Annotated in this window: 14 protein-coding genes, 1 other RNA gene and 1 pseudogene; 4 read left to right on the top strand and 12 right to left on the bottom strand. The window is 41.1% G+C overall.

Going from position 1 to position 14,032, the window contains the following annotated elements:
* Window positions 1-56: 56 nt before the first annotated feature.
* From V6B33_RS15835 to V6B33_RS15825, 3 genes are all read right to left on the bottom strand, one after another.
* Window positions 57-626 (bottom strand): isoprenylcysteine carboxyl methyltransferase family protein, encoded by a 570-nt coding sequence (locus V6B33_RS15835; RefSeq protein ID WP_334218723.1) that lies wholly within the window; start codon window positions 624-626, stop codon window positions 57-59.
* Window positions 623-1,693, bottom strand: coding sequence for a type III polyketide synthase (locus V6B33_RS15830; protein ID WP_334218722.1), 1,071 nt, complete (start codon window positions 1,691-1,693; stop codon window positions 623-625). The genes V6B33_RS15835 and V6B33_RS15830 overlap by 4 nt, the downstream gene beginning before the upstream one ends.
* Window positions 1,694-1,912: 219 nt before the next feature.
* Window positions 1,913-2,683 carry an SDR family NAD(P)-dependent oxidoreductase gene (locus V6B33_RS15825; protein ID WP_334218721.1) on the bottom strand — a complete coding sequence of 257 codons (771 nt, stop codon included), beginning with the start codon at window positions 2,681-2,683 and terminating at the stop codon, window positions 1,913-1,915.
* Between the two features lie 426 nt (window positions 2,684-3,109).
* On the opposite strand from V6B33_RS15825, the gene V6B33_RS15820 reads away from it, so the two are divergent.
* The 4 genes and pseudogenes from V6B33_RS15820 to V6B33_RS15810 all read left to right on the top strand — a co-directional run.
* Complete coding sequence (locus V6B33_RS15820) at window positions 3,110-3,262, top strand: cytochrome c oxidase subunit 2A (protein ID WP_442915550.1); 153 nt, start codon at window positions 3,110-3,112, stop codon at window positions 3,260-3,262.
* 16 nt (window positions 3,263-3,278) lie between these two features.
* The gene (locus V6B33_RS22100) at window positions 3,279-3,416 is read left to right on the top strand and encodes a hypothetical protein (protein ID WP_442915546.1); all 138 of its coding nucleotides are present in this window, start codon (window positions 3,279-3,281) and stop codon (window positions 3,414-3,416) included.
* Between the two features lie 60 nt (window positions 3,417-3,476).
* Window positions 3,477-3,755: a hypothetical protein gene (locus tag V6B33_RS22095; protein ID WP_442915545.1), complete on the top strand. Its 279-nt coding sequence runs from the start codon at window positions 3,477-3,479 to the stop codon at window positions 3,753-3,755.
* 4 nt (window positions 3,756-3,759) lie between these two features.
* Window positions 3,760-4,750, top strand: a pseudogene (locus V6B33_RS15810) (cbb3-type cytochrome c oxidase subunit I); the annotation flags it as partial.
* Between the two features lie 444 nt (window positions 4,751-5,194).
* Here V6B33_RS15810 and V6B33_RS15805 read toward each other — a convergent pair.
* The 9 genes from V6B33_RS15805 to V6B33_RS15765 all read right to left on the bottom strand — a co-directional run bounded on the left by V6B33_RS15805 (window position 5,195) and on the right by V6B33_RS15765 (window position 14,028).
* A complete protein-coding gene (locus V6B33_RS15805) occupies window positions 5,195-6,706 on the bottom strand; it encodes a carboxypeptidase M32 (protein ID WP_334218720.1) in 1,512 nt (503 codons plus the stop codon).
* 116 nt (window positions 6,707-6,822) lie between these two features.
* On the bottom strand, window positions 6,823-8,748 hold the full coding sequence (locus tag V6B33_RS15800) for an ATP-dependent DNA helicase (RefSeq protein WP_334218719.1): 1,926 nt from the start codon (window positions 8,746-8,748) through the stop codon (window positions 6,823-6,825).
* A 137-nt stretch (window positions 8,749-8,885) separates the two neighbouring features.
* Window positions 8,886-9,065 (bottom strand): hypothetical protein, encoded by a 180-nt coding sequence (locus tag V6B33_RS15795; protein WP_334218718.1) that lies wholly within the window; start codon window positions 9,063-9,065, stop codon window positions 8,886-8,888.
* An 87-nt stretch (window positions 9,066-9,152) separates the two neighbouring features.
* Entirely contained in the window at window positions 9,153-10,304 is a 1,152-nt protein-coding gene (locus V6B33_RS15790) for a THUMP domain-containing class I SAM-dependent RNA methyltransferase (protein ID WP_334218717.1), read from the bottom strand.
* A gap of 176 nt (window positions 10,305-10,480) precedes the next feature.
* Window positions 10,481-10,869, bottom strand: an RNA gene (gene rnpB / locus V6B33_RS15785) — RNase P RNA component class B.
* 81 nt (window positions 10,870-10,950) lie between these two features.
* Window positions 10,951-11,256 (bottom strand): cell division regulator GpsB, encoded by a 306-nt coding sequence (gene gpsB, locus V6B33_RS15780; protein ID WP_334218716.1) that lies wholly within the window; start codon window positions 11,254-11,256, stop codon window positions 10,951-10,953.
* A 91-nt stretch (window positions 11,257-11,347) separates the two neighbouring features.
* The gene (locus V6B33_RS15775; RefSeq protein WP_334218715.1) at window positions 11,348-11,905 is read right to left on the bottom strand and encodes an SLOG family protein; all 558 of its coding nucleotides are present in this window, start codon (window positions 11,903-11,905) and stop codon (window positions 11,348-11,350) included.
* A 198-nt stretch (window positions 11,906-12,103) separates the two neighbouring features.
* On the bottom strand, window positions 12,104-12,376 hold the full coding sequence (locus V6B33_RS15770) for a CotD family spore coat protein (protein WP_334218714.1): 273 nt from the start codon (window positions 12,374-12,376) through the stop codon (window positions 12,104-12,106).
* 383 nt (window positions 12,377-12,759) lie between these two features.
* Entirely contained in the window at window positions 12,760-14,028 is a 1,269-nt protein-coding gene (locus V6B33_RS15765; protein ID WP_334218713.1) for a ribonuclease H-like domain-containing protein, read from the bottom strand.
* Window positions 14,029-14,032 lie beyond the last annotated feature (4 nt).

Raw genomic sequence — 14,032 nt, 5'->3', positions numbered from 1 at the left:
AATTTTCATGTTCAATTACATCGTATCAAAAACGATAATCATTTTCAATGAGAAATTCATTTTTCTTTTTTGACAGTTCCGATCCATCCGGGTGTCTTAACGTGTACAAGTTCGTAATCTGTTTCAATACTAAGGGCATGTTCTTCTATCGGAATCCTCGTGAAGAGTATGAGTTGGTTGAGAACAGCAAAAATAACCATTGTCCAATAAGCATTGAATAGTAATGGAACAATGATCAATTCGATGGTTACGATAAGATAATTCGGGTGTCTGAACAGTTTATAAGGTCCTGATGCCACTACTTCAGCATACGGAAGAACGATTATTTTTGTATTCCAGAACTTGCCCAGGGAAGAAATGACCCACATTCTTCCCGCTTGAGTGAGGAGAAACACGGAAAGCAGGTATTCCCAAAGAGGATGGATGGCGGTGTGGAAAATTCCTGCCTCTATATAAAGTGAGACAAAAAAAGCAATATGAATCAGCACCATTGCATGATAATGCTTTTGACCGTATTCTTTCGCACCCTGACTTTTCATCCACTTTTCGTTTTTCCTTGCCAATATTAATTCAACGAGCCTCTGTATTGCCAGAACGACGAAGAATACATTGAAGAATACCATCATTCCCACCTCATCAATACTAATTCAGAGCTGAATCCCGGTCCTAATGCAGCACCCAGTCCGATATCACCGATTGCGCAATTATCCTGCAGAAATTCCTTCAACACATAGAAGATCGTGACTGATGACATATTGCCGTATTGTTTCAGGATTTTCATTGCATGCTCAGTCATACTCTCACCGAACCCCAACGCTTCCTGGTAAGCCTCGATCACTTTCTTACCTCCGGGATGCGCAACAAAATGTTTTATCTCATCGATTCCGATCCCCTTGGAATGGATGAATTTCTCCACGTTCGGCCTCAGCCAATTTTTGACGAGAGTTGGAATATCTTTAGAGAATACTACATACAGACCATCATCTTTGATAGTCCACCCCATGACATCGATCGAGTCCTTCAAGGTGGTGGATTGAGTGGCAAAAATGGATGGAAGCGGATTTGTGATACCTTCTATCACCGCGCTTTCATCTCCACATAGGAGAGTGCAGGCCACTCCATCCGCAAATAACGATGTCCCAACCAGATTACTCTTAGAACGGTCACCATGCTGAAATGTCAATGAACATAATTCGATGGATAGGATCAGCACATTCGATTTTGGAAACGCCTTACAGTATTCATACCCCCTGGATATCCCGGCAGCTCCGCCTGCACATCCCAAGCCCCAGATAGGAATTCGCTTTACATGGGGGGAGAAAGGCAGGAGATTCATAATCCGGGCTTCGATGCTCGGGGTTGCCAGTCCCGATGTACAAATAGTGAATATTGCTTCAATATCGTCATAGTTGACGTGATTATTAGTCAAACACTTCTCTATCGCCCTGCTTCCCAACTCTACAGCATTACGGATGAAAAGATCGTTTTTTTCCTGAAATGAATGCGAACTTGCAAACCATTCAAGATCATTTACGAAATACCTGCTTTCAATTTCTCCATTTTCAAATATGGGGAGCAGACGGTCAATATCCTTAAAGCTTTCCGAGAACAGATTGCGGGCAAATTTTGCTGCTTCAGTCTGCGTGATTTTAAAAGGGGGTATTTCCGTCTCAACAGCTACTATCTTTGGCATAACAACCATCCTCCTTATCTCATTCCATATAAGGATAGGTTTACCAGTATGTGAAATAACATGTACTCAGATTCTACTGATTAATAAATTTACAAGATGGCCCTATTCGGAATTATTAACATCCGTGGGCGAGTTTCTCATCCTATTAATAATTGAAGAATGACTGGAACAAAGAAGAGCGGAACAATAGGATGTCCGCTCTTCTTATCCTCTAAAAGGTTAAAAACCTTGAATTGTCATGCCTCCATCGACAAATATTGTCTGACCGGTTACGTAGTTCCCCGCATCAGAAGCAAGAAATACTGCAGGGCCGACCAATTCCTCCAATTCACCGATTCTTTTTAAAGGCGTAACAGATAATATGTCTTCTACATAATCTTTGTTGGTCAGGAGTTCTTTTGTTAACGGTGTTTTAAAATACCATGGACCGATACTGTTTACGTTAATATTATGCTGCCCCCATTCAAATGCCAATACTTTAGTCATTTGAATCATGGCTGCTTTCGTTGCCGCATAAACCACTCCTGTGCGCAGAGCTACATGTCCTGCAACTGATGCAATATTGATGATCTTCCCTCTTCCATTCCCTTTCATAAGATTTCCTATTTCCTGACTCATCATAAAGGCAGATTTCAAATTGGTATCCATGATTGTTTTCCATTCATCATCTGTCACTTCAAAAGCATTTGATCGTATATTCATCCCTGCATTATTAATTAATATGTCAATAGTCAAACCCTGACTTTCTATGTATTGTACAACTGCCCGGATTTCCTCTCTTGATGTAACATCAGTGGGGAGTATATATGCCTTCTGCCCCAATTCATGGATGCGGGCTGCCGTCTCTTCCAAATTTCCCTTCGTGCGTGACAGCAGCACTACATCCGCCCCCGCTTCTGCCAGTCCGATACTAAGTGCCCGTCCTATTCCGCGCCCGGCCCCTGTAATGACAGCTGTTTTATTTTTCAGTGAAAAAGAAGGTAAATACATCCTTGACACTCCTCTCTTTTTTGAATCTTCTATATTTTATCACAACTTCCAGTCTAACAAATAGTGACCTATTCTTTCTTTACCGGTTGTGTATGGACGATAATATGGATCTTTGTGTCAGCCTTTTCTCCGCAAAACGAACACCTTCTGCTCTCATTGAATAATTGACAGCACTTTTTACAATAATATCTTTCCACCGTTCTTCCCCCTGACAAATAAACATACTTCATACATTGTATGTAACACTTTTTTTATTGGAACCGGATCTTTCTCCCGAGTTATTTTCAATTTGTCTTTATGTGAAATACTTCATACTTATTTCACAAATAACCCTTAAAGGTGTGACATTAATCACAGATGGACGGTCGCTCATGGAATTATGATTGAGGTAATCCAATACATCATCAAGAGGTGAAAGGAGTGAGCATGATGACAAATCCTGAATTGAATAAGAAAGCTCATACCAAGGTTGAAGATCAGTCTTCCCTTAAAGGGACGTTTACTTCCGTGTTGCTGCTGGGAGTGTTTCTGGTCCTATCCTGGATTGGAGTTTTTATACTATTCATCAATCGTTTTTAAAAAGGAGCGAATGAACATGCATATGCATCGTTATGAAAAATGGTGGCTGACCCTCGGTACCGGCTCTCTTATTATCTTTTTAATCATTCTCGGGATCAGTGCCTTTCATCAAGGTCATCAACTCCCGAGGGGCGAAGGCTTATATCAACCCTGAACAAGTAGATGATATCGGACCTTTCAATCAGCCGGGGCTGAAAAAAATCGAAGGTGAAGAATGGGATTACGAGCTGGTTATGGTCGCGTCCACCTTTTATATAACCCTGGCGAAGTGGAAGTTCCTAAAAACTCGAAGATAAAAGTTATTGCTACTACAAAGGACGTAATTCATGGCTTTGAGGTAGCCGGAACGAACATCAACATGATGCTTGAACCTGGATATATCAGTGAATATACAACAACACTCGATAAGACTGTTGAATTTTTAATAGTATGCAATGAGTACTGTGGAGTTGGTCATCACACGATGCAATCCATGATTAAGGTGGTGGACTGAAATGTATTTTGGAGATCCATTGGTTTATTTCTGGTAATTGCCGGCCTATAAGGCATGGTATGCGATTATCCCAAAGGTTATTGGAGGTAAAATTTTCTCTGATTCACTGGCAAGATTATCTTTTGTATTATTTCTCTTATTCTCTATCCCCGTCGGATTTCACCATCAGCTGGTGGAACCGGGAATTGATGCATTTTGGAAGTTTCTACAGGTAGTCCTTACATTTATGGTTGTTATCCCTTCATTGATGACTGCCTTCTCATTGTTTGCAACGTTTGAAATGTACGGCCTCTCAACAGGAGCTATTGGTTTGTTCGGATGGTTTAAAACGCTTCCCTGGGGAGATGCACGCTTTTCAGTACCCTTCATCGGGATGGCTGCGTTCATCCCGGCGGGAGCAGGGGGGTTGATCAATGCTTCCAACCAGATGAACCAGGTTATACACAATACAATCTGGCTAACAGGTCATTTTCACTTAACTCCCGCAACTTCTGTGGTGTTGACGTTCTTCGGGATTTCCTATTGGCTGGTCCCTCATTTAACAGGGCGTGTCTTAACGAAAGCGATGACAAGATGGCGATCGTGCAAGCAGTCGCATGGTCAGTCGGAATGGGAATCATGTCAGGTGCTATGCATGCTGAAGGATTATTAGGTATACCAAGACGTTCTTCCTTCTCTGCTTATGGTGGTGCACAGCTGGCCATTGACTGGATCCCTTATCAGATTGCACAAGCAATCGGTGGTACAATTCTGTTTATAGGAATCCTCCCAGTCCTATATATCTTTATTAATCTCGCTTTCTTCGCTCCAAAAGGTGAAGAAGAATTCCCGGTTGGGGAACAAACGGAAGGGGCAAAAAAACTCCTATGGTTCTTGAAAATTGGAAGATCTGGCTTACAGTCCTTGCCGCTCTCATTCTTGCAGCCTATTCTGTACCGTTCATGGATATGTTCCAAAATGGTCCTCGGCCTTCAAAAGGGTTCAGGGTGTGGTAATAAATATAAAAAAGAGTCTGGGACAAAACAAAAAAACAACTGCCTAAAGGCGAACATCATCAGTATTGACCCTGATTACCGCTAATGATTTCCGTGCAAGACTTCGCTTTCCGCGGGTAGCCCGTGAGCCTCCTTTAAATTCGAGGAGTAATTGTCCAGCTGCAGGGCTTAGAGGCACATGACATAAGTCAAACCGACCAAGAAGGCAAAGAACGCCTTCGTGGCCGATTCGCCTTATGCCACACGCCTCTGAGCAAAGCCCTTCCGCTTTTCTGATAGGAGTCTTCGTCTTGCACTCCAATCAACCGCTCGAACAAGCTATATACTAAATGGACATTTGAACAAAGCTAATAAAAAACCCGAACTAATTTGAACTTATAATTCAAATTAATTCGGGTTTTATTCAGACTAAAACACTTTTGTGCCAGCCTCTTTCAACTTTTATCAAAGTGAATATACTTTCGTATACTTTTCAATTAAATATTCAGCCAGATAGGAAGCATTCAAGCCTTCCCCCGTCACATCTTTCAGGATTTCCAGCGGCTTTTTCATTTTTCCCCATCTGTGGACATGGTCTCTCAACCACTCTTTGATAAGGCCAAGATCTCCTTTTTCGAGAAGTTCATCAAAGTCGGGAATGTCTTTTTGCATCGCTTTTCTAAATTGGGCTGCGTACATATATCCCAGCGCATAGGAAGGGAAATACCCGAAGCTGCCGCCTGCCCAATGAACATCCTGAAGGACGCCTTCACCGTCATGAGCAGGCTTGACCCCCAAATACTCTTCGTACTTTTGATTCCAGATTTGCGGAAGGTCCTTCACCTCAAATTCATCATTGAACAATCCCTTTTCAATCTCATAGCGGATGATGATATGCAGCGCATAGGTTAGTTCATCTGCCTCAATTCTGATCAAAGAAGGCTTGGATTCATTGATCGCTTTGTAGAAATGGTCAATATCCACTGAATCAAATTGACCATCGGTGTAACGTTTAAGCAGATCGTAATTTTGTTTCCAGAAAGAATAATTTCTCCCGACAAAATTCTCATAAAACAGAGACTGTGATTCGTGAATTCCCATTGACGTTCCCGTGCATAATGGGGTGCCAACTAAATCTTTTGATATATTTTGTTCATAAAGCGCATGACCGCCTTCATGGATTGTACCGAATACGGCCGTTCTCCAATCACTTTCATCATACTTGGTTGTTACCCTTACATCACCGGGGTTCAAACCTATAGCGAAAGGATGAACGGTTTCATCCAGTCTTCCCGAGTTGAAGTCATATCCCATTTGCTCCAGTACTTCTAAACTGAACTCTTTTTGTTTTTCTTTAGGGAAATGTTCGAACAAAAAATCAGTATGAGGTTTGTTCTCTGATTCTGAAATTTTATGGACTAAAGGTACGATTTTATCCCTCAGTTCGCCGAATACCTTGTCCAGGACATCAACTGTCACACCAGGCTCATACATATCGAGAAGTGTATCATATTTGTTGTTATCATAACCCCAATAATCGATGAATCGCTTAGTGTAAGCTACCAACTTTTCTAAATAAGGCTGAAACATCTCGAAATCTGCTTTGGACTTTGCTTCTTCCCAGATGGTTTCCGCTTTTGATTGAAGTACAACATATTCTCTATATTCAGAAGCTGGTATTTTTTTATTCCTGTCGTATTCCTTCTGGCATTCTTCAAGCAGTTTCTGTGTCCGTTCATCAAGCTGCGCTCTCTCTGGTGACAGCTTCGCCAGATATGCAGCCATGTCATTTGAAGTGGACATTGCAAATAACTCGGATGAAAGCATTCCGATCACCTCTGAACGCTGTTCTGCACCATTCTTTGGTGCACCGGTCCGTAAATCCCAAAACATCAAACCGAGTGCTTCGTTATACGCAGTCATTTTTTTCACGTATTCTAGAAAATTGTCTCTCATTTCTACTAATTCTTCTCTCATCTTTAAGCCCCCTTAATAAACACCTTCTCTATTTTATCATATTTTTCTGACAAATCCTTCTAAAAAGATTCAGGTATTATATACAAGAAAATAGCCGCCACGGGGACGGCTATTTCTTAGACTTTCATCGTATTCACTTGAACAGGAAGAATCGATTTAAGCACTTCTCTGTATGACGAATCTTCTTCACTTAATAAAATATGGATCTTTCCGTAATCTTCACTTGTCCGGATCAATCGTCCGATGCCTTGTCTCATACGAAGAAGCATGTAAGGAACATCCACTTCATCCTCCGGGTTCAATGCATGTTTGCGCTTTGCATCAAACACAGGATCTTTCGGAGGGAATGGCAGAGATGCGATCACTACTTGCGTGAGAGATTCCCCTGGTATATCAAGGCCTTCCCATAAATGATAGGAACATAATACAGCAGATCGGTCATTCTGGAACTCTTCCACCGTATGACTGATTTCCTTGTCGCCTTCAAATATGACCTTCCATTCCTGTTCGGATTCGTTTCGATAAAATTCCCTGAATGCATTCATCTCCTCTTTAGTAGAGAAAAGCAAAAGTGACTTACCATTATTTCGCTTCAGTTGTTCCACTGCATAACCGAACTTCGAATCAAGCCCATTCAAGTTCTCAGGAATGTATACGTTCATCATCTCATCGTATTCGTACGGTGAATCCACTGAGAATTTTTCAAATTCCTCGATCCCCAGTGACTGTGCCACGTATGAGAAATCTCGGTTATACGATAAAGTAGCGGATGAAAAAATGAATGGAATATTTTGAGAAAACACTTTCGTTCTGAGTATTTCTTCTACCAGCCTTGGCATGACGACAAATGTATGTTCATCTTCTGTTGCCTCCAGCCAGTAAATGCCTTTCTCATCTTCGAGGAACAGCTTTAGCGAATACTGGATTTGTTCAAGATATTCCTCGACAACTTTTAATAAATAGTCATCCATTACATACATTTCCGACTCGAAAACAAGTTCGTTCAATAGGTTTTCAATGCTTTCCGTCAAGAGCTTTCCTTGATCCAGGGTCGAGGAAGAGCGGGTAATATACTGCCTGTCCGTCCCGCTCCCAGTCTTCGCCCCCTGTTCCAATAATGTAAACCATTTTTCGTTCGAGAGCATAATATCTTCAATCTGGTAAAGTGTCGATTCCCTCATGTCGGAAGCCGATAACCGTTCAAGCAGGCTTTCCAGCGTTTCCATTCTCATGCGATAAGTCATCGCCTTCTGAGAGGCATATTCCAATAAATGGCCTTCGTCAAAAACGACCGAGCTTGCTTCTGGTAATAGAGGCAGTTGTCCTTCTCGTTTTCGGGAATCCTTAGTCCATATATGTTCCATATAAAAGTCATGAGAACACACAATCAAATCTGAAGAGTTCCTGTAATGTTCCCTGTGAAGTGTTTGTCCGCAGCGGTGCCGGTACACACAAGACATACAATCCTGCAAAGAATCCCAACCGATTTCGTTCCACTCCTCGTCGGGTAAATGTGCATACTCCTTGCGATCACCGTAGTGGGTGAACCTGTTCATTGAGTTGGTTTCATGAACGAATGGGGGCAGCCCTTCCCAAATATCATGGAAACTTTCGTTGATATTCAATTTTTCTTCAAGCTTTTTGATACACAGATATTGTTCTCTTGATTTGGCTAACCGTACATCTATATTCAACTCGAGTGCTTGTTCGAGTTTTTGGATGTCACCGTCTTTTTTTACAAGTTGTTCAATAAGCGTTTCATCTGCACATGCAATGATGGCAGGTTTGCCTGTATACCGCGCATATGACAATGCATATAACAGATATACCAATGTCTTTCCCGTACCGACACCGGCTTCTGCAAACATGACTTGTTTCTGTTTGTACGCCTGGTTTAATTGAAATGCCATGAACACTTGCTCATCCCGAAGGTCGAATCCTTTTTCAGGTAAGATATCATAAAAGACATCTCCCACCCAATCTGATAGTGCTTCATAAAAGGATTGATCCTTAGTTAAATTAAAAGGTAATTTACTTTTCATGCTGATCTCCTGCACCCCTCTATACTGATAATCTAGTGTATGTGGAATAGATACACTCTTCCAGTGTTCATTATCCAAAAAAAAGAAACACTCTATACAAAGGGGATAAATGCCATTTGTATGGAGCGTCCCTGGAATTAGTCGTATATTCTTTTCTGTCTCAGCAGTTCAAATTGAAATGCTTTATTTAAATTGACTTTCGCATTCATCAAGCTTTGGTGTATGGTTTCTCTCCCTTCATGTTCAAATGAAATCGAAGTCAGAGAGCCTTCCAGCGCCTGATAAATTTTGTGATAATCCGTCAGAGAATGTTCCATTGCCTCTTCACTCCCATGAAAAATGATAGCACTATTATACGCCGGGAATGAGAGGAATATTCTTCTGAAGGGTTGATTACACACCAATCATGCTTCGTGCTTATCTTTCCTTGGAGGACGGGGTCCAAAGTATTGATAATAGTCTGTCCTGATGAATCCGTTGAAGAGCTTGCGTTTCTTCGTGGCAGGTTTACCATAAAACTGCTCGAAATCCTCGTGTGAAGTCAGCATATATACTGACCATGTATCAAGCTTATTAAATGCCTGGCCCATTTCTTTATACATTTTTTCAACTTCTGGTCTTTCCCCCAGTCTTTCCCCATATGGAGGATTGCCGACCACTACTCCGTATTCCAAATCGGTAACGAAATCCTTCACTTGCATCTGTTTAAATTTCACAAGATCACCGAGTCCTGCCTCCAAAGCATTTTCCTTAGAAATATTTATCATCCTGTGGTCGATGTCTGTACCGAATATTTCCAAAGGCTGATCGTAATTAGCCAAGTCTTCTGCTTCCATACGTACTTTATCCCAGATATCTTTCGCAATAAAAGACCAGTTTTCTGATAGAAATTCACGGTTGAACCCGGGGGCAATGTTTTGTCCGATCATGGCCGCCTCAATTGGTATCGTACCCGATCCGCAGAAAGGATCAAGGAATGGCCGTTCCGGATTCCACGTTGTCAATTTAATCAGTGCAGCCGCCAGGGTTTCTTTGAGGGGAGCCTCACCCTGACCGATCCTGTAGCCTCTTTTATGAAGACCCTGCCCGCTCGTATCCAAGGTGATGCTGGCTGTATCTTTAAGGATGGCCACTTCGATTTTAAACAGCGGGCCAGTTTCATCCAGCCATGAAGTCCGCTTATACGCTTTTCTTACTCTTTCCACTATTGCTTTCTTCACGATAGCCTGACAATCAGGAACACTATATAGTTTGGATTTCACAGATTTCCCCTGTACAGGGAATTCTGCATCTTCCGGCAGATAGTTTTCCCAAGGAAGTTTTTTTGTGTTTTCAAAAAGTTCATCAAAGGAATACGCTTTGAACTCCCCTACCAGGATCTTGATCCTGTCTGCAGTCCGGAGCCACATATTTGCTCTCGCAATTGCTGTTTCGTCGCCTTTGAATATGACCTTCCCATTTTCCACCCGGCAGTCATAACCCAGGTCCTTCACTTCTCTTGCCACGATTGCTTCCAGACCCATCGCGGAAGTAGCGATTATCGTATATGTACCCATATATTACACCTCGTCCGTTTCAATTCTCTTTCTTATTATAGTCAATTTCATGTTAATAACCGGCCTTCAGAAAAGATTTAAAAATAAAAAGGACTGATACCAAAGGTAATGTTTTACCTGAATGTATCAGTCACTGGAGTTTGTAATCAAAAAATTTGTCTTCTCCTGAAATAGCGCTCTGTAAGCCATGTTTTGTTCCTTTGTACTGCAAGCGACTTGTCATCTCGTACTCAGGTGGTAATCATCTATCTACAAAGCTGTTATACACCTTTGTCCCTTTCTTCGTTCGTTTCCTCCGAAAGGGTTCCCCTACCAAATTTGGGTTTCTCGCTCGTGGGGTTTACCTCGTTCCACTCCTGACATTTCTAACAGGACTTCGTCACTGTGGCACTTTCAAGGTAGTCATACCATATCCCAAGGGACTTAGGTACTTTCCCTGCCGTCAACTCAGAACTTGAGCTGCCCTAGCTTATGAATTGGCTAGGCACGAACACTACAGGCATCTCAGCACTGTGCGAGCATGGACTTTCCTCTACAGCTAATGCTGCAGCGATTACCCAAACGCTATTAAGGATCAGCAATTACTAATTATATAGTAATGGTTTATTCATTTCAACTAGTATTATTTGTAAAACACAACCGGGGATCAATCGTAAAGTTTATTACCAAACACATGCTTTTCCAGATTTGATAAACGTTTGAGAATATCAAAGTTGGTCGTTCCGGATGCTTGCGGTTGGGCAGCGGGGCGCTTGCTTGCCCCTTCTGCCTGTTTCTTCAGACGCATATTCTCCTGTTGAAGCTCTTCGATTTCCTGATGAAAAGTTTCATAATCTTTAATAATCAAATCCAGAAATTTATCTACATCTTCAGGCTTATAGCCTCTCATTCCACTTTTGAATTCTTTTTCCAGAATATCTTTTGCCGTTAATTTCACTTTATCTGAGATCATCGCATTCACCTCTGCATTTATCTTTTTTATTTTTTCAAATTACCTTCATTTTGTCAAATCATTTAGATGGACGCTTCCTGAAACAAGTATTCTACTCATTTTTCCATTGCTCTTCTTCCACAACCCATTGAAGATCATGAAATGATATTGTCCTGATTTCAAAGTGAGGATTACTCTCCTTGTATTTTAAGGCTTCCTGATAAAAGTACTTTGGCGAACCTTCTTTTTCTTCGTCAAATAAAATAACAAGAAATTGACTTTTATTCAGGAACAAAAGGTTACGATTTCTAAATTGCTGCGGACTTTTATACGCTTCTTTCGAAACAGAATCAACAAAGTCAGCTTGTGAAAGAATCATTTCATAATATTCTTTATTATTTTCGTTCCAGTTTTCTTCCTGATTAAGGAATGGCGTCAGTACTGCGAGTTTTAAATCGGGATATTCTATCTGCAGTTCAAATACGACTTCAGCACCCCATAACTCTACACCAAGCTGTCCACTGATTGTCACCCATTCCAATCCTTCATCAAGAAGCGAAAGCAGCTCTTTTCTTAATGCCTGTTTTATGTAGTGAATGGCTTTATCGTCTTGCTTGAAAATTCCCAGCTCAAAGGATTTATAACCTGTTAAGCATGCAACCTTGCTCAAGAAGCAAAACTCCTTTTAGCAGGCAAACGATATGAATATGTTATAGTCTGCCCTATACTTTACACACTATTGTATCACATTTTCAGGAAGTGTTCTTTTTCATGACTGAAAAAAGAATGGTGACCCCAATAGATCCTCAATCCTTAATGAAGAATCTTTGAAGTCACCCTTTTTATTGATTAACTTGCTGGTTGCTAATTAGTATAGTCCGAATGGAGGTCGAGGGCGCGGGCCAAATCCCTGTCCCCCTTGACCACCGCCGCAGTTAAATTGCTGGTTCGTCACACTGTCTACTGCCGATTGAGTTTGAGGAAAGTAGTGTTTATGCTGATATTGAATATTATTCACTGTCGTTGTATGCTGCGGGTGGATATGCGGCACCTCATAGGTAGTGAAAGTCTGGTTTACGCAATTTTTTGCAGGGTGCATAACTGCCGGAAGCACTTTATTGGGTCTTGGTCTACAAAACATAATCATGTTCTCCTTTCATCATGTAATTGATACATTAATAGCCTATGAAAAGGGTAGAGAACATGTACTAATGAAAATACCTATTTTTGATCACTTCATTTGTAATGAATGCAACCGAGTCCTGAAATTAGTCAAGACTGATCACATATTACATGAAGCTGTATAAAGTTTCAGAGTAATTCGAAAAGAAAAACGCCGTAAAACCAATGACGAGAAAGAATAAAATTAAGATCGCACGGTTCATTTTCATCATCCTATCTAAACATAAATAATTTCCACACAATTATTTATTTTACATCGACTTGTGAAAATTCTCAATATATAAATAAGAAGAATGGACCACGAATTTACGTTTTTTACTAGATTCAAGAAAGAGATTCAAATCAAGTTAATTTCTTCCTCTCGATTTTCGATCTCACTCGATTAATACGGGTATATAGTAGTGCTATACAGCGTTCCTTTTTCCCGTTTTTAAAATCGGTTTGGTTCAAAAGCTCTTCGAGTTCGAAGCATTTCGTCAATGCTTTTTCAAAGTCTTTCGTTTTATGCTCATAGATTTTCGCCAATTCTTCAAGGACGGCTACTTTCATATGAGATGAACAGTCATTGCTGATCCTCTCCCATAGACCAGCTGCCTTATCGAATTGTTTCTCCTTTTTATATCTCAGAGCCAGATGATGAACTGCTTCAACATGCTGCTTTTCGCCATTTACAATATGTTCAAAGCGTTCTTTAGCCATGGCAGTATTACCTGTATACTCAAGCCACCTTCCAGCCTCAAATGTTTCCTGCTCAGTGGATGAAACGGAAATGTCAAGCAGCTGAAACGTTAAATGTGTATATAAAGTAATCAATGACAGAATGTCCATCTCATTATGTTCCATCACCTTCAAAATGCCTTCGGGATCTCCTCTTTCTATGAAATCAAAATAAATCATGGGAGCAAGGTACCCGGGCACATCATCCACTCTTTCAAACTCCAGAACATACCTTTCCACATTTGTCAGCTTCACCGACTCCATTTTATGTTTAAACAGCCTACGCGATCCATGATATAAATCAAAATGTCCAAACGAAGGCAGCTTGGGAACGTGTTCCTTGATTAATGTGTGCCTTGTTTTAACCTGTGGCCAATCAAAGGCTTTCCCGTTATATGTTACAAGGGTGTTATAATCGACAGTATTCAAGAAACTGTGATAGAGAGGGATCTCACTGCCAGGTTGAGGAAGAAAGTGCTGTGTAATAATTACTTCATCTCCTTCAATTCTTCCGTGCCCAAGTAAAAAGATGGTATTGCCGACCCCTCCTCCGAGACCTGTTGTTTCGGTATCAAAGAAGAACAAATCGTCAGGTGCCAGTCCCTTTGAGGATAAAGGATGGGAACCGTGAAATTGCTGCCAGGCTGCAACCGCCTTCACAAGATCTTCAAATGTATATTTGCCGTGCCGGTGCTTTAAAGGGTACCTTTTTTCCCTTATAAGGCAATAATCTTCATCCACAAAATAGGTTGCAGTCCCATTTTCTTTCCATCTGTCTTTATGAGGAAGATCAGCTTTCGAAAGATCAACCGAACTTCCTTTTTCCCTTTCATTCTCTTCGTTCTCCCTTACAATGTGTTTTTTCATTCTGTTCAGTTTGTTTTTCAGGGACACTGTC

The organism is Mangrovibacillus sp. Mu-81 (genome assembly GCF_036867415.1).
In the GTDB taxonomy this organism is placed as follows: Bacteria; Bacillota; Bacilli; order Bacillales; family Bacillaceae_B; genus Rossellomorea.
The sequence above is the reverse complement of the archived record's forward strand: the minus strand, read 5'-3'. Positions and strand labels throughout refer to the sequence as shown.

What these genes read in the sequence shown, in the direction of transcription:
- V6B33_RS15835 (WP_334218723.1), bottom strand. Translation starts at nt 626, where the DNA reads ATGATGGTATTCTTCAATGTATTCTTCGTCGTTCTGGCAATACAGAGG.
- V6B33_RS15830 (WP_334218722.1), bottom strand. Translation starts at nt 1,693, where the DNA reads ATGCCAAAGATAGTAGCTGTTGAGACGGAAATACCCCCTTTTAAAATC.
- V6B33_RS15825 (WP_334218721.1), bottom strand. Translation starts at nt 2,683, where the DNA reads ATGTATTTACCTTCTTTTTCACTGAAAAATAAAACAGCTGTCATTACA.
- V6B33_RS15820 (WP_442915550.1), top strand. Translation starts at nt 3,110, where the DNA reads ATGATGACAAATCCTGAATTGAATAAGAAAGCTCATACCAAGGTTGAA.
- V6B33_RS22100 (WP_442915546.1), top strand. Translation starts at nt 3,279, where the DNA reads ATGCATATGCATCGTTATGAAAAATGGTGGCTGACCCTCGGTACCGGC.
- V6B33_RS22095 (WP_442915545.1), top strand. Translation starts at nt 3,477, where the DNA reads ATGGGATTACGAGCTGGTTATGGTCGCGTCCACCTTTTATATAACCCT.
- V6B33_RS15805 (WP_334218720.1), bottom strand. Translation starts at nt 6,706, where the DNA reads ATGAGAGAAGAATTAGTAGAAATGAGAGACAATTTTCTAGAATACGTG.
- V6B33_RS15800 (WP_334218719.1), bottom strand. Translation starts at nt 8,748, where the DNA reads ATGAAAAGTAAATTACCTTTTAATTTAACTAAGGATCAATCCTTTTAT.
- V6B33_RS15795 (WP_334218718.1), bottom strand. Translation starts at nt 9,065, where the DNA reads ATGGAACATTCTCTGACGGATTATCACAAAATTTATCAGGCGCTGGAA.
- V6B33_RS15790 (WP_334218717.1), bottom strand. Translation starts at nt 10,304, where the DNA reads ATGGGTACATATACGATAATCGCTACTTCCGCGATGGGTCTGGAAGCA.
- gpsB (WP_334218716.1), bottom strand. Translation starts at nt 11,256, where the DNA reads ATGATCTCAGATAAAGTGAAATTAACGGCAAAAGATATTCTGGAAAAA.
- V6B33_RS15770 (WP_334218714.1), bottom strand. Translation starts at nt 12,376, where the DNA reads ATGTTTTGTAGACCAAGACCCAATAAAGTGCTTCCGGCAGTTATGCAC.